This is a genomic window from Pseudomonas frederiksbergensis (genome assembly GCF_003732275.1).
Taxonomy (GTDB): domain Bacteria; phylum Pseudomonadota; class Gammaproteobacteria; order Pseudomonadales; family Pseudomonadaceae; genus Aquipseudomonas; species Aquipseudomonas frederiksbergensis_H.
The window spans coordinates 1,188,112-1,214,738 of record NZ_MOBM01000038.1; the positions used below are offsets into that span (position 1 = coordinate 1,188,112).

Sequence of the window (26,627 nt, forward strand, 5' to 3'; positions counted from 1 at the left end):
CATGTTAGGTAATATCCAGGCCAAATTACTGATCGTCGACGACCTGCCGGAGAACCTTCTGGCGCTCGAAGCCTTGATCAGGCGTGAAGACCGTATCGTCTACAAAGCCCTGTCCGCCGACGAAGCCTTGTCGTTGTTACTGCAACACGAGTTCGCCATGGCCATTCTCGATGTGCAGATGCCCGGCATGAACGGCTTCGAGCTGGCCGAGTTGATGCGTGGCACGGAAAAAACCAAAAACATCCCGATTGTGTTCGTCAGTGCCGCCGGCCGCGAGCTTAATTACGCGTTCAAGGGCTACGAAAGCGGGGCGGTAGACTTTTTGCACAAGCCGCTGGACGTTCACGCGGTCAAGAGCAAGGTCAATGTCTTCGTCGACTTGTATCGCCAGAGCAAAGCGATGAAGCATCAGGTCGAAGCGCTGGAGCAAAGTCGCCGGGAGCAGGAGGCGCTGCTCAAACAGTTGCAGAATACCCAGAATGAGCTGGAGCAAGCGGTGCGCATGCGTGATGACTTCATGTCTATCGTGGCTCACGAAGTCCGTACGCCGCTCAATGGCCTGATTCTCGAAACCCAGTTGCGCAAAATGCACCTGGCCCGGAGTAACGCCGCGGCCTTCACGCTGGACAAGATGCACGCGATGGTCGACCGCGACGAGCGGCAAATCAAAAGCCTGATCCGTCTGATCGAGGACATGCTCGATGTGTCGAGGATCCGTACCGGCAAGCTGTCGATCCGTCCCAGTCGGTTTGACCTGGTGCAGTTGGTGAGCAACCTTCTGCAGAATTTTGCACCGCAGGTCGAGGCCGCGGAGTCGTCGGTTACCTTGACGGCCAACCAGCCCGTGATGGGCCACTGGGACGAGTTCCGTATCGAACAAGTGATTTCCAACTTGTTGACCAATGCGCTGCGTTATGGCGCCAAGAGCCAGATCGACGTACGCGTGTACAATCAGGACGGGCAAGCGTGGGTTGAGGTTCAGGATTGCGGTATCGGGATCAGTGAAGAGAATCAGCAGCGCATTTTTCAGCAGTTCGAACGGGTTTCCGCCAAGGCCGTTGTAGCCGGGCTGGGCCTGGGGCTGTTTATTTCGGAGCAGATTGTCGCCGCCCACGGTGGCTCCATCACCGTCGAGAGCCGGATTGGCGAAGGCGCCTTGTTTCGCGTTTGTCTGCCGCTGCAGGAAAACAGCCCGATAAACGCAACCTCTGAGTGACCATACGGTCGTATCAGCAGCTATTGACCGAACAAAGGCTTTCCATGAGTGAAGATGCACAAGATGTGGTACTGATCGTCGAGGATGACCCTTCGATCCTGATGGTGCTGTCTGCTTATTTGTCGGGTGAGGGTTACCGGGTGCTGCAAGCCGAAAACGGCGAGCAGGCCTTTGAAATTCTGGCGAGCAAACCGCATCTGGACATGATGATCACCGACTTCCGCTTACCGGGGGGGATCTCTGGTGTGCAGATCGCCGAACCTGCCGTGAAGCTGCGACCGGAGCTCAAGGTCATCTTCATCAGCGGCTATCCGCAGGAAATTCGCGAGACCGACAGCCCGATCACCCGCAAAGCGCCGATCCTGGCCAAGCCGTTCGATCTGGATGTGTTGCAACAGATCATGCAGGACATGCTGTCCTGAAGGCAGCTATATCGCTGACCAACCGGCCCCTGTAGGAGCTGCCGAAGGCTGCGATCTTTTGATCTTTTTGCGCTCGCGCGACGGCCCCGGATCAAAAGATCGCAGCCTGCGGCAGTTCCTACACAAGAATCCTTCAGATTCTGATCATTTCCCGCACCTTCGCCGTCAACAAATCGAAGGTGAACGGCTTGGTGATCATCTGCATGCCAGGGTCAAGAAAACCACCGCGCACGGCGGCGTGTTCAGCATACCCGGTGATGAACAATACCTTGAGATCGGGTCGATACTGCCGGCCGATTTCCGCCAGTTGCCGGCCGTTCATGCCCGGCAATCCCACGTCGCTGATCAACAGGTCGATTCGCTGACCGGAGTCAAGAATCGGCACGGCGCTATCGGCATCGCCCGCTTCAACGAAGGCGTAGCCCAATTCACTCAATACGGCGCTGACCAGGACTCGCACGGCGGGATCGTCTTCGACGATCAGCACGGTTTCGCCGTCCCGGGCGTAAGGCGCGTGTTGGGCATCGACTTGGGTGTCCTGGAGCAGTTCCCCCCTCAAACGCGGCAAAAACAGACTGACCGTAGTGCCTTTTCCGACTTCACTGTGAATGCTGACGTGGCCGCCAGACTGTTTGCTGAAACCGTAAATCATCGACAAGCCCAGGCCCGTGCCCTGGCCGATGGGTTTGGTCGTGAAGAAAGGATCAAAGGCCCGGTTGATGGTGCTTTGCGGCATGCCGCAACCGGTATCGGTGACGCTCAGGACGATATAATCGCCCGGTTGCAGATTGCTGTGTGCCTCGGTAAACCCCGTATCCAGATGCTGATTGGAGGTTTTGACCAGCAGCTTTCCGCCGTCGGGCATGGCGTCCCGGGCGTTGAGTACCAGGTTGAGCAGGGCGCTTTCGAGTTGATTGGGATCTGCCTCGGCCACCCATAGTTGCTCGTCCAGCTGCATTTCCAGGTGAATGCTTTCATTGATGCTGCGCTGCAACAGTTCACCCATGGATACCACCAGGGTGTTCATCTGCACCGGTTTTGAATCCAGCGACTGGCGTCGGGAAAATGCCAGCAAGCGATGCGTCAGGCCCGCCGCGCGGTTGGCTGAGGTCACCCCAAGATCGATCAGGCTGTCCAGGTCCTCGGTGCGTCCCCGGGCCAGGCGTCGACGCAGCAGCTCCAGGCTGCCGATGATGCCGGTGAGCATGTTGTTGAAGTCGTGGGCAATACCGCCGGTGAGTTGGCCGACCGCTTCCATTTTCTGCGACTGCCTGAGCACCTCTTCGTTGTGGCGCAATTGCGCGGTGCGTTCCTCGACCTGTTGCTCGAGGGTTTCCAGGGTGTTTTGCAGACGCAGTTCGCTTTGGCTCAGATCAATCAACCGGTCCCTGGCTTCATACTGCCGTCGTCGCCCGCGCAACGCTGTGGTGACGAGGCTGATCAGCGTGACCGGATGAAACGGCCGCTCGAGAAAGGTCACGTTGCCCAGTTGCAAACCGAGTCGCGATGCAGGGTTCTGCTCCGGGCCACCGTGGTGGGTCAGCAGTACGATCGGCAGATCCGACCACGCCGGCTGCTGCTCGATCAGACCCAGCAGCGGTTCAAGGTTTGCGCCCAACAAGGCCTCGGAAGCAATCACCAGCAGGCCGGCACCCAGCGACAGTTCATTGCACAACGCGCCTATATCCCGGGTGATGACCCCATCGAACCCTGCCTCGTTGAGCATCATCAGCGCAATCTGACTGTCGCGTCCCAACGGCGCAAGAATGATCGCACGCTCGGACATTGCCTCCATGACCGTCACTGGACATCTTCCTCAAGCAGCGGCTTGCTCGCGCCCAGGTAAGTGGGCACGCCACGCAATACACCCTGGAATGCATCCAGTGGTTCACCGATGGTCATGCCCTGACTGCTGATGCGGTACTCGCGGATGGTCGATTCGTGGCTGCCGGTGCGTTTCTTGATGATCGAGATCGCCCGGCGAACCTTGCCCTTGGCTTCGAAGTAGCGCAACAGAATGACGGTGTCGGCCAGATAGGTAATGTCGACGGGGGCCTGCATGTCACCGACCAGCCCATGTTGGGCGACGGTCATGAACGTCGCGGCGCCTTGGCGATTGAGGTACAGCAGCAACTCGTGCATGTGCAGCACCAAGGCATTTTCTTCGGGCATTGCCGCCTGATAGCCGTTGATACTGTCAATCACCACGGTTTTGATATTGCTCTCATCGACACAACGACGAACCCGGTAGGAGAATTCGCCGGGAGACAATTCGGCAGCGTCCACTTGATCGATCAGCAGGTTGCCGGTTTCCTCCAGGGCCTTCAGGTCGTTGCCGATGTTTTTCATCCGCTCGAACAGCAGCCCCAGTTCTTCATCGAAGATGAACAACGCGGCCTTTTCGCCACGGGCCACCGCCGCAGCGGCGAAGACCATCGAAATCAGCGATTTGCCGGTACCGGCCGGGCCGAGGATCAGGGTGCTTGAACCTGTCTCGATACCGCCTCCGAGCAGGGCATCCATTTCCGGGATGCCGCTGGTCAACTGCTGGCGGATATAACGCCCGCGGTGTTCGGCCGCCACCAGGCGCGGGAATACATGTACGCCATCACCCATGATGATGAAATCATGAAAACCGCCCCGGTACTTCTGACCGCGATACTTCACCACGCGGATGCGCCGGCGTTCGGCGCCGTAATTGGGCGTCAATTCTTCGAGACGAATCACCCCGTGGGCCACACTATGCACGGTTTTGTCGAGGGCTTCGGTGGTCAGGTCATCCAGCAGCAGCACGGTGGCCTCGTAGCGCACGAAGTAATGCTTGATGGCCAGAATCTGCCGACGGTAGCGCAAAGAGCTTTGGGCCAACAGGCGGATTTCGGACAGGCTGTCGACCACTACGCGGGTTGGTTTGACCCGTTCGACCGCTTCGAAAATCTGTTTGGTGGCTTCGCCCAGCTCCAGGTCCGAGGAATACAACAGACTCTGCTGATGCTCGGCATTGAGCAGGCTTTCCGGCGGCGTCAGCTCGAAGATGTGGATGTTCTCATCCAGCTCCCAGCCGTGGGATAACGCCCCCTGACGCAGCTCGCGCTCGGTTTCCGACAGGGTGATGTACAACGAGCGCTCGCCGGCACGGGCGCCAGCCAACAGAAAATGCAAAGCGATGGTGGTTTTGCCGGTTCCGGGTTCACCCTCCAGCAAAAACATGTGGCCGCGGGTTAATCCACCGGCCAGGATGTCATCCAGTCCTTCTATGCCGGTGACGGCTTTTGCATTGATCAACTCGTTAGATGTAGACAAGAGATGCCCTCTCATGACTAGGGGAAGCGAGGCAGCAGACTTGAAGTGCCTGAGTGGACTGCCTGATCACTTGACCTTTCGCCGAGACAGCGGTTCAACCTTTTGTGTTTGTGTGTGGTTCTTGTACAAAAAAGCAAAGATCGCAGCCTTCGGCAGCGCCCACAGGCGCGTAGGAGCTGCCGAAGGCTGCGATCTTTTGATCTTGATTTTCGATCTTTTGATCTTGATTAAAGCCCTTGCTGCAACGCCGGATCGTCGGGGTTTAGCTGTTCCAGCTGTGCCAGCAATATCTGCACGTTCTGCAACTGTCCGCTTTCCTTCCAATAGTTGATCAGCAGCACGCGCGCCTTGCGATCGGCAGGATGGCGCTGAACGATTTCCTGCAACTGGTTCTGCGCCGCTTCCAGCTCTTGCTCACCATGCAACGTGGTAGCCAGATCGTAGCGGTAATCCTTATTGTCCGGCTCAAGCTCCACGGCTTTGGACAGCCCGAGCAGGGCGAACTCACTTTGCCCGTGATGCAGCAACCAGAGCCCCAGCGCATGTTGCAGGTAGGCCGAGTCAGGCTGGGCCTTTAACTGTTTTGCCAACAATTGCCTGGCGGCGTCGCTTTGGCCCTGTTTATCCAACACTTCGATCTGCATCACCAGTGCCGGCAGGTTGCCGGGCGCCAGTTGCAACGTGCGCTCCAAGGCCTGTTGCGCGTCTTTCAGCTCGGCATTGTGCAAGTGCAGGCGCGCGAGTTGGTATTGGGTTTCGGCACTTTCCGGCTGACGTTTGAGGAGCTGTTCCCAGGCATCGATGGCTTGCTCCAAAGCGCCGAAATACAACCCCAGCTCATCCGGCGTCAGACCCAATAAGGCGTTGACTGCTGCAAACCGCACGCTCGGGTCGCTGTCATCGAGCAAGGGCCCCAGCAACAGGCTGCGCTGCCCACTGGGCACCAGCCCATTGATGCTTTTGATCGCTGCGATGCGCACATCCGCCGATGGATGTTGCAGGTCCGCATCCGCCAGTTTCAGGGCTTGCGGGCTTGGGTAGTTGGGCAGTTCGGCGTGTAGCCAGACACGGCGCTTGGTCGACAGGTCAGGGCGACCCAATTGCTGATAAAGCACCCGCGCCGCCCCTGGTTGACCGGCACGTGCCTGGGCCAGCGCTTCGCTGTAGCCATGCTTGATCGCCGCCGGCACCACGGGCGTCGTGCTACGCAGGAAAAACCAGGCGAGGGCGAGGGCAAACAATACGCAGAGGCTGATGAGCAAGTAGCGGCGGGACTGAGGCATGCAGGAATCCGGGAGCTGGCAGGCTTTTGCAAAGCCACCAGCTTCGGTCAGGCCGGGCTGTGAGTCAAACCCAAGCTTAGGTCAGCACGTAGTCGACGGGCTCAAGGGCGGGTGGCAACGCGGTTTGCCCCAGCGCTGCCAGCACTTCGCGCTCCAGCATGCGCACAATCGCATTGCACGGCAGATCGTTCTCATCGAAGCCGAAAGGGTCTTCCAGGTCGTCGCCGATTTCGTCGAGGCCAAAAAAGGTGTAGCTGACAATGGCGGTGATCACCGGCGTCAGCCAGCCAAGGGGTTCGGCCATGGCAAATGGCAACAGAATGCAGAACAGATAAATGGTGCGGTGCAGCAACAGGGTGTAAGGGAAGGGCAGCGGCGTGCTTTTGATTCGTTCGCAACTGGCCTGCACCTGGCTGAGGCTGACCAGTCGAGTTTCCAGTTGGGTGTAACGCCATTCGCTGATCTGGCCGCGTTCGGCCAGCGCTGAACACCGAGCACCGATTCGCTGCAAGAGTGCGTCAGTGATGTTCGGGTGCTTTGCGTCTACGGCTTCTTGCGTCCACGGCTTGATCGCGTTCATCTCGTTTTCAAAACGCAGGCGGGCGATCAAGCCGTAGGTGAAACCGCAGAGTTCACGCAGCAGCAGTTCACGTTCGGCCGCCGCCATCAACCCTTGGGTTTCGCGAATCAACGAACGTACTTCGATGACCAGTTGCCCCAGTTGCTTGCGACCCTCCCACCAACGGTCGTAGCAAGCGTTGTTGCGAAAACTCATGAAGATCGACAATGCCAACCCCAGCAGGGTGAAGGGTGTGGCATTGACCTTGGAGAAATAGGCCGGGTGCCAAGTCTCCACCAACACAATGACCGACGCGAGCAGGGTCACCAATAGACTGCGCAAGGCAATACGCTTGGCAATCGAGCCTTTAAGGGAAAACAGCATGCCGATCAGATTCGGCTTGGGACGCACAATCATGGGGAGCAACTTTATATATAGAGAGTGGCGCTTTCGCAGCAGTGTCAGCCTAAGGGGCGGCGGGGAGGCTGTCCAATTGCTATGGCTGACGAGGTAATCGACAGGCTCTATCAAATTAAACATCTCTATCGGCGAACTTGCCTACAGGTTTTGTCGACACTGAAACCTGTCGAGGCACTGAAGCAATGACTACGCTTGCTGGAGATGACTTAATGAGCACTCCCATGCAACCGCTGCTTCAATATTTCAAGGCGATACTCAACCCCGGACGAGAGGTGCTGCTGTTCGCCCTGAGGACCATTGTGGCCGGGCTGCTGACATTATATCTGGCCTTCCTGTTCGACCTTGAACAGCCCAAGTGGTCGATCATGGCGGTGGTCATCGTCAGCCAGCCATTGGGTGGCATGGCCCTGGCCCGAAGTTTCGGCCAGGTCATCGGCACCACGTTAGGCGCGGTGGTGGCGGTGTTGATCATGGCGATCTTCCCCCAGGCGCCCCTGCCTTTCATCCTCACCCTGGCCTTGTGGTTGGCATTCTGTACCGCCGGCGGCACCTTGTTGCGCTACACCAGTTCCCAGGCCTTTGTTCTGAGCGGGTACACGGCGGTAGTCGTGGCGCTGCTGGCGGTACCCGATCAGGAAGGCACGTTCCTGCTGGCCGTCACTCGTGTCACCGAGACACTTTTGGCGGTGGCTTGCGTGTGCGTGGTCAGCCTTCTCACGGCGCGGCCGGAAGCTGTGGCGCGGGATTACTTCGCCAAGATCGATCAGGTCATCAAGCTGCTCGCGACCCACGCTGCTGCCGTCATCCGAACCGAAGAAAGCGAGGCCGATTTCCATCGGCGGCAGATGCAACTGCTCGGCGCAATCAGTGCTCTGGAGGGGGTACGTCGGCATTTATATTACGATGCGCCACGGTTGCGCAGCGCCAATGGTCTGGTGCAACTGCTGGGTAATCAGCTGGTGCTGCTGACTTCGCGGTTGACGGCCCTGCGTCACCAGCGGCAACTGCTCACCGAACGCTGGGAAGGCGCGTTGCCGGAAGAGATACAGCGTTTGCGCGCCGAAGAACTGGCGTTTCTCGATGAATTGGCGCTGCAAGGGCGCTCATTGTCGAGCGAGGCACGGCACCATTTCGCGGCGCTGCAACAGCGTTTCGATGACCAGGCCTACAAGGCCGAACAACTCACCGAGACGATGCCTGCCACCCTGCGTTCATTGGCCTGGGCACTGCGTTGGGAGCAGGCACGGATGCTAGAGCAACTGGCGCAGATTCTGGAACTGAGCGACGCGATCCAGGAAGGGCGTGAAGCCAGTTGCGTGTTCCGTGGCCAGGAAAATCCGCTGCATTTGGACTTCACTTTGGCGGCAATGAATGCAATCCGGGCATTTTTCGCGTTGCTGGTGGCCGGGTTGATCTGGATCGAGACCGCTTGGGACGGGGCCCGTGGCGGGATGATCGTGGTGGGGATTCTCTGTTCGCTGATGGCGACTTTTCCGCGGCCGTTGCTGGCCGCGCAAAGCTTTGCCAGAGGGCTGGGTCTGGCCTTGGTGGTGTCGGCGCTCTATCTGTTCCTGCTGATACCGATGATCAGTAACTTCGAGTTACTCGCCATGTTGTTAGCCCCATTGCTGTATGCCGTCGCGGTAGGGCTGGCCAGTCCGCCAACCACTGGCACAGGCATCGGTCTTGGGCTAACGACAATACTGTTGCTGGGCCCACAAAACACAGGAAGCGGCCAAAACAGTGCCATTCAGTGGTTCGAGTTTGCCGGTGCGTACATCAGCGCCTGCGCGCTGGCGCTCAGTGTCTACGCCTTGATCTTCCCGTTCAGGCCCGTTTTGCGGATACGCCGGCTGTTCAATGAAAGCTGCGAGCAGGTCTACGCTTTGCTGAAGACGCCGGCCACCGATGAACAGCAATTTGCGTTTGAAAGCCGTATGGTCGATCGCCTGACCATGATGTTGGGACTATTGCCAGCTACCAACGACAAGCATTCCCGGGAGCTGTTCGAAGTCAGCCTTGGGTGCATGGCACTGGGTGTGGCTTTGAACCAGCTCAGGCAACAGGGGCAAAGCAACACGTTGCTGAGCACAGAACAGCAAAACCATTTACTGGCTGCCGTGCGTGAAACAGGCCGATTGATCTCCGGGCGGCCCGGGATTGACCTTGAGCAGTTGCTCGGAAACTTGCGTGTCTTGGGCGATGAAATGGACGATTTGCATTTAGACGTTCATGAACACCTGTGGTCGGTATTCAGAATGCGCGTGGCGTTGTTGATCGTGGTGTCGTTTCTGGAGCGACATCGCCAATACTTTCAACCCGCCCAAACTGAAGGAGAGCCAGCCCTTGCCCATTGATTTTGAATTGGGTGGCGTCTACTTGCCGCCGATTGCCCAGGCGTTACTGCTGGCCCTACCGATTTTCCTGCTGCTGGACTGGATCTTGCGCCGCTTTGGCGTGCTGCGTTTTGTCTGGCATGAGGCCTTGTTCGAAGGCGCGTTATACGCCTGCGTTTGCGCGACGCTGATTCTGGTGATGGGAGCTTGATGCCTTGAAGAAGATCCTTGCCCGACTCGTGACTGTGGCGGTGGTATTGCTGGCCTTCGTGCTCGGCTGGTTCGCCTGGGAGCATTACACCCGCGCGCCCTGGACTCGGGATGCACGGGTTCGCGCCGATGTGGTGACTTTGTCCGCCGATGTCTCGGGGCGCATCGTCAGCCTGAGTGTTCAAGACAACCAGCATGTTACGAAAGGCCAGTTGCTGCTGGAGATCGACCCGGCTCGTTATACGCTGGCAGTGGAGCATGCCAAGCGTGCGGTGGAAGTCGCGAAAGCCACGCTGGGCCAGTCTGAAGCGACGATTGTCTCCAGCGAAGCGCTGCTCAGGCAGCGCCAAAGCGAAGAGCGTCGCCGTCGAACCCTTAAGCAGGGTTTCGCGATTTCCGGTGAAGAATGGGAAAAATCCAGCACCGAAGTGGCGGTGGCGCAGGCGGAGCTGTTGCGCAATCAGGCCAATCTGGGCCTGGCCCAAGCCAACGTGCAACTGGCGATTGCCGCATTGACCCAGGCCGAACTGGACTTGCAACGCACGCGGGTCGCAGCGCCTGTCAGCGGTTACGTGACCAACTTGCTGACTCGTCAGGGCGATTACGCCACTGCCGGAGGAGCGTTGTTGGCGCTAGTGGACAGCGACTCGTTTTATGTCAGCGGCTACTTTGAAGAAACTAAGCTGCCGCGAATCGAGGAGGGCGACCGGGTCAGGGTCGAGTTGATGAGCGGCGAGACCTTCGGCGGCACCGTGCAAAGCATCGCTTTTGCTATCGCCGACCGCGAGAACTCCCCCGGCAGTCGCCTGCTGGCCAGCATCAACCCCAGTTACACCTGGGTCAAGCTGGCGCAGCGGGTGCCGGTGCGGATTCAGATCGACGCCGACTATGTCGCCAAAAACCGCCTGCGTGCCGGGACCACGGCTACGGTAACCGTTGAGGAAAACCGAGATCATGAGACTGCCCACTAATCCCCTGTGGGAGCGAGCCTGCTCGCGATAGCGGTCTGTCTGCCAACATCACGTCGCCTGTCAGTCGGTCATCGCGAGCAGGCTCGCTCCCACAGGGGAATGTGCTGGATCCAACAAGCGTGCAGACAAAAAAAAGCCCCGCGACCGAATGAGGCGCGGGGCAAAAGAATTGGTTGGTTGCGGCCAACCAAAGGAGTTCTTTAAAACGTTACTTGCTGGCGACCGTCTCTGGTTGCCAGCCGCCGCCGAGGGCTTTGTAGATGGCGACAATGCCGCGATACAAATCGACTTCGGCCTGGGCCTGGGTGTCTTCCGCTGCCAGGCGCTCACGCTGGGCATCGAGCAGCACGAGGAAGTCCACGGTGCCTTCGCGGTAGCGAATGTCGGCGAGATCGGCAGCGGCGCGGCTTGATTCGCTTTGACGAATCAGCGAGATCAGGCGCTGCTGACGTTTACCGTAATCGCTGAAGGCGTTTTCCGACTCTTCCAGCGCCAGCAGTACTTGCTGCTCGTAGGTCGCCAAGGCGCCTTCGGCTTCAGCATCGGCACCGCGCAAACGGGCGCGTACGCTGCCCAGGTCGAATGCCGCCCAGGTAATGCTTGGGCCCAGCGCCCAGGCGTTGGCCGCCGAGGAGCCGATCTGCGAGCCGCGCCCGGCGGTGAAACCGAGGAAGCCGCTGAGACTGACCCGTGGGAACAAATCAGCCTTGGCCACGCCGATGCGAGCGGTGGCGGCCGCCAGTTTGCGCTCGGCGCTGAGGATGTCCGGACGCCGTTGCAGCAGTTCGCCCGGATCACCGATCGGCAGGGCCTTGGCGATTGCCGGCAAGTCTTTTGGACTCAGGTCGACGGTCAGCTTGTCCGGACGCTCACCCAGCAGGGTGGCGATGCGGTTGCGCTGACGCACCTGTTCGGCCTGCAGTTGCGGCACGCTGGCTTCGACAGAGGCCAGGCGCGCATCGGCGCGAACCACGTCCAGCTGATCGCCGACACCGGCATCACGCAGGTTTTCGGTGATCTTGCGCGATTCCTGCTGGTTGTTCAGATTGGCCAGGGCGATCTTTTCCCGCAACTGCGCGCCGCGCAGTTGGCCATAGGCGTCCACCAGTTCGGCAATCATGGTGACTTGCAGTTGGTAAAGATCGGCTTCGGCCGCCTGCTGTTCGGCGTCGCTGGATTCCAGATTGCGCTGGATGCGACCGAACAAGTCCAGTTCCCAGGCCATGTCCAGGCCCAGGTCATAGCGTTCACTGTTGACCCGTTTAGTGGTCTGGCCGGGAATCTGCCCTTTGGCCAAATCACTGCTCGCGCGACTGGTGATGGTCGGCATGGCGTCATTGCTGGCGTCATCGCGAATTGCCCGGGCCGCTTTCCAGCGGGCGAAGGCCACGCGCAAATCACGGTTGCCTTGCAAGGATTGCGTCACCAGTTGGTTGAGTGTCGGATCCTCGAACTGCTGCCACCAGATGCCTTCGAAACGTGCGCGGTCAAAATTCTTCTGACCGGCGCTGCCATCGGTGGCGGCCGTGATATTGGCCGCCTCCGTAGCTGGGGTTTTGTAGTCCGGGCCGACGGCGCAGGCACTCAGGGCCAGTACCAGAAGGCTCGGCAGGAAGGCTTTCAGGCTCATTGTTGCGCCTCCAGTTGCTTTTCCAATTTCAGCGCCTTGGCCGCTTTGCGCGCTTCACCGCGCTCCACAAAGTTGCGAATCAGTACGTAGAACACCGGCGTCAGCAACAGACCGAAGAAGGTCACCCCGAGCATCCCGGAGAACACCGCTACACCCATGGCATGACGCATTTCGGCACCGGCACCGCTGGAGAAAACCAGAGGCACAACACCCATGATGAACGCGAAGGAGGTCATCAGGATCGGCCGCAGACGCAGGCGGCAAGCTTCCAGTACCGCTGCCAGCGGGCCGAGGCCTTCTTCCTGTTTGTCCTTGGCAAACTCGACGATCAGAATCGCGTTCTTACATGCAAGTCCCACCAGTACGATCAAGCCGATCTGGGTGAAGATGTTGTTATCGCCGCCCGAGGCAATCACACCGGTAATGGCCGACAGCAGGGTCATCGGTACGATCAGGATCACCGCCAGTGGCAGGCTCCAGCTTTCGTACTGCGCCGCGAGTACCAGGAACGCCAGCAGTACGCAGAGCGGGAACACGAACAGCGCCGTGTTGCCGGACAGAATCTGCTGGTAGGTCAGGTCGGTCCACTCGTAGGTCATGCCGTTGGGCAATTCGTCCTTGAGCAGTTTCTCGATGGCTTTCTCGGCCTGGCCGGAGCTGTAGCCGGGGGCTGCCGCACCGTTGATTTCCGCGGTGATGAAGCCGTTGTAGTGCATCACGCGGTCTGGCCCCGAGGTGTCGCTGACCTTGATGAAGGTCGCCAGCGGAATCATCTCGCCCCGGTTGTTACGCACTTTCAGTTGACCGATCTGGTCCGATTCGAGGCGGAACTGCTGCTCAGCCTGAACGTTGACCTGGTAGGTGCGACCGAAGCGGTTGAAGTCGTTGGCATACAGCGAACCCAGATAGATCTGCAGGGTGTCGAAGATGTCGCTGACGGCCACGCCGTGGGTCTTGGCTTTTTCCCGGTCGATGGCGGCATCGACCTGCGGCACGTTCACGGTGTAGCTGGTGAACAGAGCGGCCAGTTCCGGGACGCTGTGGCTTTTGGTGATGATGTTCATGGTTTCTTTGTACAGCTCGTCATAGCCCAGGTTGCCCCGGTCTTCGATCTGCAGGCGGAAACCGCCAATGGTCCCCAGGCCTTGTACCGGCGGCGGCGGGAAGATCGCCATGTAGGCTTCCTGAATCCCGGCGTACTGGCCGTTCAATGCACCGGCAATCGCACCGGCGGACATGCTCGGGTCCTTGCGCTCGTCGAAAGGCTTCAGGGTCACGAACACGATGCCGGAGTTAGGGCTGTTGGTGAACCCGTTGATCGACAGACCCGGGAAGGCCACCGCGCTTTCCACGCCAGGCTGTTTCAGGGCCAGGTCGGACATGCGCTTGATCACGTCTTCGGTACGGTCCAGGCTCGAGGCGTCCGGCAGTTGCGCGAAGGCCACCAGGTATTGCTTGTCCTGGCCGGGTACGAAACCGGTCGGGGTACTGGAGAAACCGAAGAACGTCAACACCATCAGGCCAGCGTACAGCAGCAGGGCGATACCGCTGCTGCGGATAACCCGGCCTACAGTGCCGACATAACCGTGGCTGGCCTTGTCAAAGAAGCGGTTGAACGGATGGAACAACCAGCCACCGAAGATCTTGTCCAGAACCTTGGAGAAACGGTCTTTCGGTGCGTCATGGCTCTTGAGCAACACGGCGGCCAGCGCCGGCGACAAGGTCAGCGAGTTGAAGGCCGAGATCACGGTCGAAATCGCAATCGTCAGGGCGAACTGTTTATAGAACTGCCCGGTCAAGCCGGAGATGAACGCCGCCGGGATAAACACCGCACACAACACCAGCGCCGTCGCGATGATCGGGCCGGTCACTTCACGCATCGCACGCTTGGTGGCTTCTACAGGGGTTAATCCGAGCCCGATGTTTCGCTCGACGTTCTCCACCACCACGATCGCATCGTCGACCACGATACCAATGGCCAGTACCAGTCCGAACAGCGACAGGGCGTTCAACGAGAAGCCGAACAGGTGCATCACCGCGAACGTACCGATCAGCGAAACCGGCACTGCTACCAACGGGATGATCGAGGCGCGCCAGGTTTGCAGGAACAGGATCACCACGAGTACAACGAGGATCAGCGCTTCGAAGAGGGTGTGAACCACCGCCTCGATGGAACCGCGCACGAAGATCGTCGGGTCATAGACGATGCTGAAATCCATGCCTTCCGGGAAGTTCTTCTTCAGCTCGGCCATTTTCTCCCGAACGTCGTTGGAGATCTGGATCGCGTTGGAGCCAGGGCGCTGGAAGATCGGGATCGCCACCGCCGGCTGGTTGTCGAGCAAGGAGCGCAGGGCGTACTGGCTGGAGCCGAGTTCGACGCGAGCGATGTCTTTAAGGCGAGTGATTTCACCATTCTCACCGGAGCGAATGATGATGTTCTCGAACTCTTCCTCGGAAACCAGACGGCCTTGCGTGTTCACCGACAGCTGGAACGCGGTGGCATTCGGCGCCGGCGGAGCGCCCAGGGCACCGGCCGCCACTTGACGGTTCTGTTCACGGATCGCAGTGACCACATCGGTGGCGGTCAGGTTGCGCGAAGCGGTCTTGTTCGGATCGAGCCACACCCGCAGCGAGTAATCGCCCATCCCGAACAGCTGCACATCACCGACACCGCCCAGACGCGCCAACTCATCCTTGATGTTGAGCAAGGCGTAGTTGGACAGGTAAAGCATGTCGTAGCGTTTGTCCGGCGAGGTCAAGTGCACAACCATGGTCAGGTCGGGCGACGCCTTGTCCACGGTGATACCGATGCGCGTCACTTCCTCGGGAAGTTTGGGCTCGGTCCGGGTCACGCGGTTCTGAACCTGAACCTGCGCGTTATCCAGGTCAGTGCCCAGGGCGAAGGTGATGGTCAGGGTGATCTTGCCGTCAGCGGTGGACTGCGAGGACATGTACAGCATGTTCTCGACGCCGGTGATGGCTTGCTCCAACGGAGCGGCCACGGTTTCACCGATGACTTTAGGGTTGGCGCCCGGGAAGTTGGCACGGACCACAACGGTCGGTGGCACGACTTCCGGGTATTCGCTGATCGGCAACTGGAACAGCGAGATGGCGCCAGCGATCAGGATCAGCAGCGACAGTACCGCTGCAAAGATCGGCCGTGAAATGAAGAACTGGGAAAAATTCATCGGAGTAATTGTCCCTTAACCGCGTGGAGTGGCAGCAGCCACTTTCACAACCGTACCCGGCGCGACCTTGGCAGGCGCGACTTGGGGCAGGTTGCTGGCTTCCAGCGCTTGTCGTTGTTGTGCGAGGGCCGCGAGGGTTTCCTGGCTGGCCATCGGGATCACTTCAGGGGTGACCGGTGAACCAGGGCGAACCCGTTGCAAGCCCTTGACGATGATGGTGTCGTCCTTGTTCAGGCCGCTGCGCACGATGCGCAGACCTTCGATCTTCGGACCCAGCTCGACAGGGCGGTAAGCCGTTTTATTGTCGGCATCCATCACCAGCACGAACTTTTTACCCAAGTCGGTACCGACCGCTTCGTCGTTGATCAACACCGCGGAGTAAGTACCGCTGCCCACCAGTTTCAGGCGGGCATAAAGACCTGGGGTGTAGGTGCCGTCGCTGTTGTCGAACACCGCACGACCGCGGATGGTGCCGGTCTTCGGGTTGACCTGGTTATCGACGAAGTTCATCTGGCCCTGGTGCGGGTTGCCGTCTTCATTGGACAGGCCGAGGTAAACCGGCGTGGTGGCGCCGCGTTGGCCCTGGCGGGCGAGCTGGGTGTATTTAAGGAAGACACGCTCGTCGGCGTCGAAGTAGGCGTAGACCTTGTCGGTAGACACCACGCTGGTCAGCGCGGTCGTATCGGCGGTCACCAGGTTGCCGGCGGTGATTTCCGCACGGCTGACACGGCCGCTGATAGGCGCAGTGACGCGGGTGAAACTCAGGTTCAGTTTGGCCAGGTCCAGTTGGGCCTGGAGGGCGCCGACGGCCGCGCGAGCTTCTTGAGCCGCGCTGGTGCGCGAGTCGGCGAGTTCAGCGGAAATCGCGTTGCTGGTGCGCAGACGTTCGCCGCGCTGGGATTCGTTTTCGCTGCGGGTGGCGGTGGCGCGAGCCTGGGCAACCAGGGCTTCGAGGCGGCGGACCTCAGCCTGGAAGGGGCGCGGGTCGATCTGGAACAACAGATCGCCTTTCTTGACCAGCGCGCCTTCGGTGAAGGCCACGTCATCGATCTGGCCGGAAACCCGTGGACGAATCTCTACTGTTTCCGGCGCTTCAAGGCGCCCGGTGAATTCGTCCCACTCGTTGACCGGTTGTTCCAGCACCTTGGCCACGCTGACTTTGGCCGCGGGCATGGTGGCGGCAGCGTCCGGAGTCTTGCCGCAAGCGCTCATCACCAGCACGGCCAACAGGGCCAAGGGGAAGCGCAAATGTTTGAGTGACTGTTCCATGGATGCATCCGCCAATGTATTGAGATGGACGGATGATGCTTGGCGGGGGTGTATGGCACGAATCGAATGAAGCGAAGGTAACTATCATTCGGAATGATATAAGCTCAAAGCGAGCCCTCTAGCATGCACCTTCCGTTAGTGGGCTATCAAATGAAATGATGACAATTCAGTGTTGCAGGGAGTGTAAAGGATTGGCTTGGAACTGTGTTGCGGCCATCAGCCTCAACCCAAAACTGAGGATCAAGCCAGGTGATCCGGATCTCCGAAGAACATTTTGACTAGGCTCTATGGCGGTGGTTTAAGGCTGAAAAAGCTTAGCGATGCCCCCACTAGCACCCAGCACACGAGCGACCGAAACGGGGGGCTGACTGAGCCCGAAAACTCTTGAATAGCCACTAAGATCACGGCGAGAAAGTCAGATCCGACAGGCACCCATAAAAAAGCGGGTGACTGTCAGATCAAGTAGGGCTTACTGCATCAAATTCCTAGCGCGTCGAAGGGTAAAATGCTGATGTTTTTTTACCGGGCTGCAAGTATTCAGTTAATCCCTGGAACCACATCACTTCAACAAAGTCACCGCGGATAACCAAGTCCTCTTTACGCAATCCTGTCAGAAATGCATCTTTACTATCTTTGGCAGACAGAATGGCGAAACCCTTTGCTGCATCTCTAAACGACAGGGTGAATTTTGGCTTTTCAGTCAAACCGGCAGAGGATTTTATCTTGCCGTTTTTAAGGGTGAAGTAGCGACCCACTCCGTCATGCGTTTGGATTTGAAAGACCAGCTCCTTGCCTTTAACGTATTTTGCACAGTCAGGACTTTTTTTGATTGTTCTCTGTAATAGCTTGGTCAACGCCCATAACAAAAATTTAAACTTCAGCATGGTGAGCTTGCTCCGCAAGGGGGGACTCGTTGAGGAATTGAATGGCGTGTTTGAGAAAACGCTCAGGGCATTGGAATTGAGCACCATGACCGGCATCCGGGTACAGGAACAGTTGGGCGTTCGGGATGTTCTGAGCCATGTACCAGGAATTGACCGTTGGAACCATAACGTCATTCATACCGTTCAGAATGAACGTCGGCTGTTTGATCTCGCGCAGATGATTGAAAGGATCGTTCGGGTCCAGCTTTGGCAAATAGTACATATTCGCTTCGATCTGGGCCTGTATCACTTCAGGAGAGCTGGGTGGGTCCTGGTCGACACGCTGATGACGGCGCTCCCAGAAATCACGTCCGGCCTGCTGCGCCGCCGCGGATCGACCGAAGAACAGAAACAGAAAGTCTTCGAGGGTCGGAACGGGGCGCGGTGCAGCTTCCAGCACTCCAGGGTCTGAATCCGGATTACCGCCACGAGGTCCGGTGCCGAGCAGCATGAGCTTGCGGACGAGGTCGGGATGGCGTCGTGTCAGGTCCTGGGCCTGAAAACCACCCAGTGAGAAGCCTAGAACATCTACCTTGGACAGGCCTAACTTGCGGATTACCGCAGCCGCGTCATCGGCCATATGTTCGATCCGGTTACGCGGTTTGCCGGAAGAAGAGGCAATCCCTCGACCGTTGTAGAGGATGACCTCGCGCCCTGCAGCCAGGCCATCCGTCATAAGTGGGTCCCAATGATCCATACCGCCGCGAAAATGTTGAAGGAAGAACAGGGGGGGCTGGCCTGTCGTATTGTTGCCCCAGCGGCGATAGGCAAATTGATCACCATCAACTTCCACGAAGCGGGTAGGGGTGGTGAAATGGGTGTCGGTCATGTTGAAGTCTTCCAGGTGGTTATTGTGGCGATCGATGCGAGTGAGCCTCGGGCTCAGGCCCGTGCGCGCATGCGCCGCGTACGGAACGTGCCCCAGCCGCTTTTCATCACTGATTTCGAAAGTGCCCACAGCCCACTTTCGTTGGGGCGCGGATCACCGCCATTGGCGATTCGTTTGAGCTGCAGCGTGTACCAGAAAATTTCCATGACGCCCATCTGATCGATTTGCTTGATGCCTGTGGTGATCGGCCGTACACGTTGCGAACTGTCCTGACCTTGCAGCAGGGCCGCCGGTGCCTCGGGATCAATGGCCAATAACCGCGCGAGGCCAATGACATCGAGCGCTCCGGAACGCAGCGCAGCGTTCATGGCGGCGGCACTGCGAAAACCGCCAGTGACCATCAAAGGCACCTTGATCGAGGCGCGCACCTTTTCAGCAAACTCAAGAAAGTAAGCCTCCCGCGCTACGGTGGATGCTTTTTTCGTCTCCTGGAGCCCGCCGCTCATGGCTGGAGCCTCATAGGTGCCCCCCGAAATCTCAATCAGGTCGATGCCTGCTTCGGCAAGTGCATGAATCGTCGCCATTGATTCCTCTTCGGTGAAGCCTCCGCGCTGGAAATCTGCTGAGTTGAGCTTGATGCCGACGGGAAATTCGGCGCCGACCTGGCGGCGAATCTCGGCGTAAACAGCCAACACGAAACGTCGACGTTTTTCCGGGCTGCCTCCCCATTCATCCGTACGCCGATTGTGGTGTGGCGAGAGGAACTGGTTGATCAGATAACCGTGCGCGCCATGGATTTGCACGCCGCTGAAGCCGGCCTCCTTGCAGATGGCGGCGCTGCGTCCAAAGCGCCGGACGATATCTTCGATCTCGGCCGTGGTGGCTTCGCGCGGAGTCTCGAAAAGTGCGGCCATGTCCTCGCGGAACGGGACCGCTGATGGCGCGAGGTTGCTGTCATTCAGGCCCTTGGTCGACTGCTTGCCAGGGTGATTGAGCTGCACCCAGATCGCGGCTCCCTGCCTGGTTGCAGCACCGGCCCACTGGCGTAGCATAGGCATGTCAGTGACATCCTCGATCACCACGTTGCCTGGTTCGCCGAGCGCACGCCGGTCTATCATCACATTTCCGGTGATGAGCAAACCAATGCCCGAGGCGGACCAGCGCCGGTACAACTCGACCAGTTTCAACGTCGGGTGATTGTTGTAGGTGCCCAACGTTTCGCTCATGGATGCCTTGGCGAGGCGGTTGCGAAAAACGCTGCCGTTCGGGAGTTGCAAAGGCTGGTTCAGCAGATTTTCTTCAGGCGAGGCGGCGGTCATGGTGAGTTCTCAATAAGGGCTGTTTCATGATTGAAGGGTGTGCAGCGGGATGGAGTCCGATACCTGCCAGGATTGCGTGTTTTTCAATGGGATGTACGACATGGCATGCTCGGTCAGCGCGGTAATCGTCAGGCTTGGATTAACCCCGAGATTGGCGCTGAGCATCGAGCCGTCGCAAACCAGCAAGTTCTGATAGCCGAAGACCCGGTTCTGTACGTCCATCACGCCGCGCTCCGGCGAGTCCGCCATCGCACAGCCGCCCATGCAGTGGGCCGTGGTCGGGATGTTGAATAAGATCTCGGACAGAAAGGTGGTCGGTATGCCACCGAGCGCTTTCGCGCCCTTTTCGGCAAACGCGTTCGCCTCTGGAATGAAGGTTGGGATGGGGCCACCTTCGCTGGCGAGCTGTTTTGCGAACGGCCAAAACCAGCGACGCCTGAATCGCATGTCGAGAGACGCGTCCACGGTCTGCATGACCAGCAATAACAGGGTCTGACGGGCGAAACCGACGGGGTTATGCACGAGCAATGCTTGCAGCGGATGTTTGAGCAGCGTCCACAGCCAGGTCAATATTCGCGTCCACCCCGGGCGCCCGCCGCACAGCAAGGTCATCATGAGGCCAATGGCGTCCGAGCCTTCCGGGTAGCGCACGACTCCGATATGTGTGCGCTCATCGAGATAGATGCTGCCACCCCCCGCCAGTCCCGGCGACATGCTCTTGTCCGCTGCCGGGAAGCGTACGCCGATAAGGGATTCGGCATTGGTGCGCACACGTTTTCCGAGGTCGTCGCTGATGCGCGGCAACGACCCGTTTTGTTTGAGCCGGAACAACAATTCCATCGTGCCCAACGACGACGCGGCGAAGACCACGCCGCGGCAGCGAAAGCTGCGGCGCTGCTTGTCGAACCAGGTGGTCGAGCACTCAGTGAGGACTTCATAGCCGTCACTGCCGTCCTCCTTGCCGTTGAGCGGCCGCACGTCCACCACCCTGGTTTCGGCAAAAACCTGGGCGCCACGTTTTTCTGCGAGATAAAGGTAATTCTTGTCGAGTGTGTTCTTGGCGTTGTGCTTGCAACCCATCATGCAGCCACCGCAACCGGTGCAAGTCCCGCGCTCCGGGCCTTCACCCTCGAAGTAGGGATCCGGGTAGCTCTTGCCGCCTGCTTCACCGTCGGGAGCAAAGAAGGCCCCTACGCGGGGGGCGTGAAACGTATGGCCCACGCCTTGCAAATCCGCCATTTTCTTGAGGCGTAAATCAGCCTCGCCCATGATCTTGCTCTCTGTCACGCCCAGCATCTTCTCCGCCGTGGCGTAGTACTGCGGCATGATTCGTTTCCAGTCCGCCAGGCCGGCCCAGGAACCCTCATTCCATACGCTATCGCGCGGTGTCAGCAAGGCATTGGCATAGGTGATGGATCCGCCACCGACTGCGTTGCCGCTGACGATCATCACGTGACGGAACAGGCGCATGTTGTAGAAGCCGAACATCTTCAACCCGGGTCGCCACATCCAGCGCCGCGCGTCCCAGTTGGATTTTGGAAAGTCCTCGGCCGTCCAGCGTCGGCCCATCTCCATTACGCCAACGCGGTAGCCCTTTTCTGTCAACCGGAAGGCGGACACGCTGCCACCGAATCCGGAGCCGATCACGATGTAGTCGAAATCGAAAGATGGATTCATTGCGTGCTGCTCAGGCAAGCACTGCGTAGAGGCGTGGAAAAACTGGTCATGCCGGTCTCCTTATTTTTGTAATGGTGCTGCGGACACTAGTTGCAGGAGTGACTCTGTCAGGATGACTATACCATTCGTATATTTTTATCGCTATACGAACAGTATAGTATTGTTGGGCTGTAGACGTAGGCGCAGGAAGGGTCAAATCAGAAACGATAGGTTATCTGTGTACCTATAATGTGCGCGCTGTTGTCGTATTTTGCGTTGTAGCTGGGCTGTACGCCGGTTGTATTTGCTTGGCTGACAGAGGTGGTTGATTCCCATAGATAGCCATAAGCGAAATCGATGGTCAGGTCAGTGTTGGGGGAGAAACCTGCACCCAACGTCACCGCTTTTCGGTCGCCCACGGGGAGTCGGACGTTTCGATCGGCGTTGCGGGCAGGTGATGGATCGTAGGCGAAGCCACTTCGCAGTAGCCATTGGGGAGAAAGTCGGTAAGAGGCCCCAACAGCCATCGACCAGGTGTCATGTAATTTAAAGTCATCCCCGAAGCTGTTAAAACCCAGTTGCTGGCCCAGCGGCGGTACACCACTATTAACGGCTTCGATCCTCTGAACGCGGCTCCATCGGGTCCAGGTCGCGCCCAGGTAGCCAGTCCAGCGCTCGTCAAAGTGATGGGTAAACGATGTGTCCAGCGACTCTGGCAAAGTGATGTCTATTTTATTGCTGTATTTGCCATCGAGACCGAAAGCACTTGGCGAGTTGCTCACCTGCGTATGGCCGTTGACGTGAAAATCAAGTTTTGAATGATAGGTGATGCCCCACGTGGTGGAGTCGTTCAGGTCGATCATCAGGCCGAAATTATAGCCAATGGCGTTATCGTTACCCTTGATAGTGATCTGCGTGTCGTTGCCCCCATTGAGCAGCCCTGTGGCCAAATAGGTTTGCATATTGTTTTCGATACGGTTCAATGTTAGCCCGCCTCCGACAGAGACATGATCATTGATGCGATAAGCAACGGCGGCGTTCAGGGTTTTAACTTGAACCTTGCTATAGGAACCATGGTAGCGTCCCTGGAACGAACTTTCGTAATCGTTCACAAGGCCATAGAGAGCGTACAAGCCCAAGCCGAAAGTGAAGCGTTCGTCAATCGGTATGGATAAATAGCCAAAAGGGATTGTCGTCAGGGGTACGGAATCTCCTTTATTGGTGCCTGGCGCATCGCTATGAGAGTTTTTAATATCACTATTAACCTTGATCAAGGCGAACCCTCCGCTCACTTCCCTGCGCTTTATTTTGCTCAGGCCGGCCGGATTTCCATAGACAGTACTCGCATCCAGAGCAGCGGACGAGCGCCCGGCATAAGCAGTTCCGGCGCTGCTAACGCTTTGCTCGTTTATAGATAAACCATTGGCTAAAGATAAAGTTGCCTGCCCACAGATAGCCAATGACATAGTGGTTATGAACAACGCTCTGCTTGACTTGAGTATCAGGGTGGACCCTGTCTCAAGATGACGCTTAAAACGCAGCACTGATCTCCGGGAAGGGCGAAGTGCAGAAAGATGTTGATGGTTCATCTGGCGGTACCTGTTGTTGTTGTTGTTGTTGTTGTTGTTGTTGTTGTTGTTGTTGTTGTTGTTGTTGTTGTTGTTGTTGTTGTTGTTGTTGTTGTCGGGATGAATAGAAATCGTGGGCGGCGGTATACATCAACAGTGCCGGCTGGGCTGGAGTAGGAGAGTGTTAATTGGGTCTTGCAGACACGTAGTTGTTTTTTAGTTGCAAAGCCCTCTCTGGAATATCACATGCTCAGGCGATTGCCATATTTATATATTTTGGGGTTGCAAGTTGCGTTGATGGCAAGAAGAGCCTTGCGTGGCAGGCAAGTACCCTTGGGCCAGACGCGGGTACAAGGTTGCGAGCAGCTCGCTGATAAAGAGGCAATGACGGATGCCGGGCGGGCAAGTCCCCCTCGATCCGCATGGCGCGAGGGAAGGGGGAAAGGCCGGCAGTCCTAGGGCTTGTATTCGAGTACTTTGAACACTCGTGTGAATGCTGGTCGATCCCCTTGCAACAGCTTTGCATGACCTTCGCGAAGTGCGCGAGTTGGAGTGATCTGGCGCAGGACTAACGCAATGAAGGTTTCCATGTCGCATTGTATTTTGACGTCGATGGGTTCTTCGCTTGGCCCGGATCGTGCCAACAGGTTCCCGTCGTTGACTTGAATATGGAAGACTTCCGCCCCCACCTGGAACTCGTACAACTCCTGCAAACCGGTGCTCGCAGCCGAATCGTTCGAGCCTGTCAGGCACAGAGCTATGAGTTCCGCGCGAGCACTGGACGGATCGATGCGTTCGTCGATCGGTAGGCTCAGCCCCCAGAATCCCAGCGCGATCACCGGCTTGCGTAGTTGCTCGCCCAAGTCCGTCAGCTCGTAAGCTGGCGTGGCGGAAGGTGTGTGCAGGGTGACCTGTTGAATGACGCCGTTCTGCACCAGCATGGCCAGGCGTTCGGACAGTCGGTTTGTACCCATGGCAGGCAGGATCGCGAGCAGATCCTTGAAACGCTTCGGACCTAACAGGAGTTCGCGAATCAAGAGCAGCGTCCAGCGATCTCCGAGTACGTCGAGCGACCGGGCTAAGGGGCAGAGTTGACCGTAAGTTTTGTTTGTCATGCCGCATTGTACAAAATTCCGCTCAGTTGAAATACAGTGGAAAGCCGCTGCTGCCTCAAGTCGAAGGAATTGGGAGTTGTCCCAAGCCCTTGGACGGTGGCGCGCACCTCATCAAGAGTGACAATCGCGATCAGCGTGTGGTTGTGCACTGTCACGCAGCTCGAAAAACGCTTCAGCGGTTTTAGGGTAGAAATTTCTTCTTCTGACAGCGCGGTTACACGCATCGACGCCAAATGGATGGGGAGCGTCGTATCTGCACTTTCTACTGCTGATCTCATGGTCGCTTTCATGTATCGCTCACTGAACAGGTTGAGTAATTCTTATTGATTTCACTATACCGTTCGTTTAGTTGTGATGCTATATAAAAAGTATAGTTGTGTCGTAAGCCTGTCTATCGCGCAATGCGTTGGACGACCCAGCGGGTCAGAGCCGCAGGCGCGAGACGTGTAGCGAACGAGAAGAATCCGGCTTGCATGCCGACTGTCCAGTGGGTCTTGTGGATTCGTCGTTTCGACGTCGCGCAAGCCCACACGGTCGATGCGACGTCGTGCGACGTGAGCCGAATACCCAGCGATCTGGCGCTGGGGATACGACCGTAGTCATCAGCCATTGCGGTCTTTACGAAGCTCGGCCAGATATCGCTCACGCGAATGCCGAACTTTCCCCATTCGAGGTCGAGTCCTTCGGTGAATCCGCGCACGGTGAACTTGCTCGCCGAGTAGGTTGCAAGTTCGGGCTGGCCGTAGATTGCGGTGGCGGAGGCCATTGATGACATGAGAGCAGGGCGTGCCTCGCAGGTACCGGAAAGCGCTGTGACAGCCGGTGATCATTCCCGAAACGTTCACGTCAAGCATTGCTTGATGTCTGGTCAACGGTACGGCTTCAAATTGACCGGCAGCGAGAATCCCAGCGTTATTGAGCAACACATCAAGCCGCTGGCCGCTATGTGCCCAGAAATCCATAAGCGCTTGCTTCCATGCTTCGGGATCGTTCACGTCGAGCGCACCGGAGACGGCGTTGCCCTCTCCCAGGATCGCGGCGACCGCAGCGACACCCTCTGAATCGATATCGTATAGCCCCACGAACCAACCGCGCCGCGCAAACAACTCAGCGCAGGCGCGACCGATTCCCGAAGCCGCGCCTGTGACGAAGATGGCTGGTCTCCATTCAGGAAGAAGGGATTCAGTCGGATTTCTGCCTGTTTGATTGCTCTGTACCACAGTGATGTGCGGTTTCATTTCAGAGGTTCCCTTCAGGAGCTGAGCATTCAGGTTTTGTGTACAGGTCAGTGCATATTGCGAGAGTAATATAACGGTGTTATGTTTTGCAATAACAGTGTTATCCATCTCTCCGGCTGATCTGATGACTGGTCAGAAGGTGGAAATACTGATGGGAGCGCTTGCTCCTTACGTTTGTCACCGGAGGATCCAAGAGATGACGAAGATGCATACGCCGCCTGAATGCCTTGATATGGAGTCCCGTGGCTCTGTGTTGGTTGCGCGGCTGGATGGAGGTCCACACGGGTTGATGGGGTTGGACATGGCCAATGAGCTTGCGGGGCTATTGGACAAGCTGGAGTCCGATACCGCGGTAAAAGCGGTGGTGCTCACCGGAACTCATCCTGAGCGTTTCATCGGTCATGCAGACGTTCGTTGGCTGCAGGAAGGTGGAAAGAGTATCCCGTCGGTCGGGCGCAGTATGGCCTCGGCGATCGCTCGAACCGCCAAGACCGTTCGCGGTATTGCGCCATTGGCGGCAGCTGCGTCCCTGACACCGCTGGATGGCGGGATGCAACTCGACAAGCTGCACGACACTTTTTTACGGATGAGTCGCAGTGGCGTCATTTTCGTCGCCGCGCTGAATGGATCTGCGCTGGGACTTGGCAGCGAGCTCGCGTTAGCGTGTGACGTCCGCCTGATGGCGGATGGCGATTTTTTCATCGGGCAGCCCGAGGTTCTACTTGGAATCCTTCCTGGTGGCGGAGGCACTCAGCGATTACCACGACTGGTCGGCGCCCATCGCGCGCTGATGCTGATGCTTGACGGTCGTCCGGTGTCACCACAGAAGGCGCTCGAAATAGGATACATCGACGAAGTGGTTGCTCCAGATGCGCTGCTTGATCGAGCCATCGAGCTGGCCGGGTATCTGGGTTCCCGACCCAAAGGGGCGATTGAGGCAGTCAAGCGAGCCGTGTACTTCGGCGGGTCAGCCACCCTCGACGAGGGGCTGCATATGGAGCGTACCGAATTCATCAAGGTCTCGCCGACCGAGACTGCGCAATCGCTCATGGTTGAATACCTTGAGCGCACCGATCGGGACGGCAACGTGCCGTTCTACAACCCGGCCATTTTCGAGCAAACCCTTGAGCAAGGCTCTTTACCCCTGCAAAACGGGGGAGGGAGGAAATGAA

General features: G+C 58.0%; 22 protein-coding genes and 2 pseudogenes. 8 read left to right on the top strand and 16 right to left on the bottom strand.

Annotated features, from left to right (window positions below):
* Position 1: 1 nt before the first annotated feature.
* Positions 2–1,216, top strand: coding sequence for a hybrid sensor histidine kinase/response regulator (locus tag BK662_RS24870; RefSeq protein WP_123359549.1), 1,215 nt, complete (start codon positions 2–4; stop codon positions 1,214–1,216).
* 44 nt (positions 1,217–1,260) lie between these two features.
* A complete protein-coding gene (locus BK662_RS24875) occupies positions 1,261–1,638 on the top strand; it encodes a response regulator (RefSeq protein WP_038983388.1) in 378 nt (125 codons plus the stop codon).
* A gap of 133 nt (positions 1,639–1,771) precedes the next feature.
* On the opposite strand, the gene BK662_RS24880 is transcribed toward BK662_RS24875, so the two are convergent.
* The 4 genes from BK662_RS24880 to BK662_RS24895 all read right to left on the bottom strand — a co-directional run bounded on the left by BK662_RS24880 (position 1,772) and on the right by BK662_RS24895 (position 7,200).
* Entirely contained in the window at positions 1,772–3,433 is a 1,662-nt protein-coding gene (locus BK662_RS24880) for an ATP-binding protein (RefSeq protein ID WP_375539013.1), read from the bottom strand.
* 5 nt (positions 3,434–3,438) lie between these two features.
* Complete coding sequence (locus tag BK662_RS24885; protein WP_123359547.1) at positions 3,439–4,941, bottom strand: ATPase domain-containing protein; 1,503 nt, start codon at positions 4,939–4,941, stop codon at positions 3,439–3,441.
* Between the two features lie 227 nt (positions 4,942–5,168).
* Positions 5,169–6,224 carry a tetratricopeptide repeat protein gene (locus tag BK662_RS24890; protein ID WP_123359546.1) on the bottom strand — a complete coding sequence of 352 codons (1,056 nt, stop codon included), beginning with the start codon at positions 6,222–6,224 and terminating at the stop codon, positions 5,169–5,171.
* 76 nt (positions 6,225–6,300) lie between these two features.
* On the bottom strand, positions 6,301–7,200 hold the full coding sequence (locus BK662_RS24895; RefSeq protein ID WP_123359545.1) for a bestrophin family protein: 900 nt from the start codon (positions 7,198–7,200) through the stop codon (positions 6,301–6,303).
* 212 nt (positions 7,201–7,412) lie between these two features.
* On the opposite strand from BK662_RS24895, the gene BK662_RS24900 reads away from it, so the two are divergent.
* The 3 genes from BK662_RS24900 to BK662_RS24910 are packed head-to-tail and all read left to right on the top strand — an operon-like array spanning position 7,413 to position 10,720.
* The gene (locus tag BK662_RS24900; RefSeq protein WP_123359544.1) at positions 7,413–9,560 is read left to right on the top strand and encodes an FUSC family protein; all 2,148 of its coding nucleotides are present in this window, start codon (positions 7,413–7,415) and stop codon (positions 9,558–9,560) included.
* Positions 9,550–9,750, top strand: coding sequence for a DUF1656 domain-containing protein (locus BK662_RS24905; RefSeq protein WP_038983381.1), 201 nt, complete (start codon positions 9,550–9,552; stop codon positions 9,748–9,750). The genes BK662_RS24900 and BK662_RS24905 overlap by 11 nt, the downstream gene beginning before the upstream one ends.
* Positions 9,751–9,754: 4 nt before the next feature.
* Positions 9,755–10,720 (top strand): HlyD family secretion protein, encoded by a 966-nt coding sequence (locus BK662_RS24910; protein WP_123359543.1) that lies wholly within the window; start codon positions 9,755–9,757, stop codon positions 10,718–10,720.
* Positions 10,721–10,928: 208 nt separating this feature from the next.
* On the opposite strand, the gene BK662_RS24915 is transcribed toward BK662_RS24910, so the two are convergent.
* From BK662_RS24915 to BK662_RS24950, 8 genes are all read right to left on the bottom strand, one after another.
* The gene (locus BK662_RS24915; RefSeq protein WP_123359542.1) at positions 10,929–12,350 is read right to left on the bottom strand and encodes an efflux transporter outer membrane subunit; all 1,422 of its coding nucleotides are present in this window, start codon (positions 12,348–12,350) and stop codon (positions 10,929–10,931) included.
* Entirely contained in the window at positions 12,347–15,538 is a 3,192-nt protein-coding gene (locus BK662_RS24920) for an efflux RND transporter permease subunit (protein ID WP_123359541.1), read from the bottom strand. The genes BK662_RS24915 and BK662_RS24920 overlap by 4 nt, the downstream gene beginning before the upstream one ends.
* Positions 15,539–15,553: 15 nt before the next feature.
* Positions 15,554–16,807: a multidrug efflux RND transporter periplasmic adaptor subunit MexE gene (mexE, locus tag BK662_RS24925; RefSeq protein WP_007905572.1), complete on the bottom strand. Its 1,254-nt coding sequence runs from the start codon at positions 16,805–16,807 to the stop codon at positions 15,554–15,556.
* Between the two features lie 485 nt (positions 16,808–17,292).
* Positions 17,293–17,691, bottom strand: a complete 399-nt coding sequence (locus BK662_RS24930; protein ID WP_123359540.1) for an SCP2 sterol-binding domain-containing protein — start codon at positions 17,689–17,691, stop codon at positions 17,293–17,295.
* A complete protein-coding gene (locus tag BK662_RS24935) occupies positions 17,678–18,688 on the bottom strand; it encodes an alpha/beta fold hydrolase (protein ID WP_259695953.1) in 1,011 nt (336 codons plus the stop codon). Before BK662_RS24935 ends, BK662_RS24930 begins: the two co-directional genes overlap by 14 nt.
* Positions 18,613–19,878: an NADH:flavin oxidoreductase/NADH oxidase family protein gene (locus BK662_RS24940; protein ID WP_123359538.1), complete on the bottom strand. Its 1,266-nt coding sequence runs from the start codon at positions 19,876–19,878 to the stop codon at positions 18,613–18,615. Before BK662_RS24940 ends, BK662_RS24935 begins: the two co-directional genes overlap by 76 nt.
* 24 nt (positions 19,879–19,902) lie before the next feature.
* The gene (choxAB, locus tag BK662_RS24945; RefSeq protein WP_123359537.1) at positions 19,903–21,555 is read right to left on the bottom strand and encodes a cholesterol oxidase; all 1,653 of its coding nucleotides are present in this window, start codon (positions 21,553–21,555) and stop codon (positions 19,903–19,905) included.
* Positions 21,556–21,752: 197 nt separating this feature from the next.
* On the bottom strand, positions 21,753–23,000 hold the full coding sequence (locus BK662_RS24950) for an outer membrane protein transport protein (protein ID WP_123359931.1): 1,248 nt from the start codon (positions 22,998–23,000) through the stop codon (positions 21,753–21,755).
* Between the two features lie 108 nt (positions 23,001–23,108).
* Here BK662_RS24950 and BK662_RS34865 point away from each other — a divergent pair, with 108 nt between their 5' ends.
* The gene (locus BK662_RS34865; RefSeq protein WP_185047171.1) at positions 23,109–23,279 is read left to right on the top strand and encodes a hypothetical protein; all 171 of its coding nucleotides are present in this window, start codon (positions 23,109–23,111) and stop codon (positions 23,277–23,279) included.
* Positions 23,280–23,557: 278 nt separating this feature from the next.
* Here BK662_RS34865 and BK662_RS24955 read toward each other — a convergent pair whose 3' ends face one another.
* Both BK662_RS24955 and BK662_RS24960 read right to left on the bottom strand, forming a co-directional pair.
* Positions 23,558–24,217: a winged helix-turn-helix transcriptional regulator gene (locus BK662_RS24955; RefSeq protein ID WP_123359536.1), complete on the bottom strand. Its 660-nt coding sequence runs from the start codon at positions 24,215–24,217 to the stop codon at positions 23,558–23,560.
* Positions 24,214–24,507, bottom strand: coding sequence for a hypothetical protein (locus BK662_RS24960; protein ID WP_123359535.1), 294 nt, complete (start codon positions 24,505–24,507; stop codon positions 24,214–24,216). The genes BK662_RS24955 and BK662_RS24960 overlap by 4 nt, the downstream gene beginning before the upstream one ends.
* Before the next feature lie 183 nt (positions 24,508–24,690).
* Between BK662_RS24960 and BK662_RS35390 the strand changes: the two genes are divergently transcribed.
* Positions 24,691–24,816, top strand: a complete 126-nt coding sequence (locus BK662_RS35390; protein ID WP_259695946.1) for a hypothetical protein — start codon at positions 24,691–24,693, stop codon at positions 24,814–24,816.
* Between the two features lie 50 nt (positions 24,817–24,866).
* Here BK662_RS35390 and BK662_RS35935 read toward each other — a convergent pair.
* A pseudogene (locus BK662_RS35935) lies at positions 24,867–24,992 on the bottom strand (SDR family NAD(P)-dependent oxidoreductase); the annotation flags it as partial.
* A 4-nt stretch (positions 24,993–24,996) separates the two neighbouring features.
* Positions 24,997–25,563, bottom strand: a pseudogene (locus BK662_RS24965) (SDR family NAD(P)-dependent oxidoreductase); the annotation flags it as partial.
* A gap of 88 nt (positions 25,564–25,651) precedes the next feature.
* Here BK662_RS24965 and BK662_RS24970 point away from each other — a divergent pair.
* Positions 25,652–26,626 carry an enoyl-CoA hydratase/isomerase family protein gene (locus BK662_RS24970; protein WP_259695945.1) on the top strand — a complete coding sequence of 325 codons (975 nt, stop codon included), beginning with the start codon at positions 25,652–25,654 and terminating at the stop codon, positions 26,624–26,626.
* Position 26,627 lies beyond the last annotated feature (1 nt).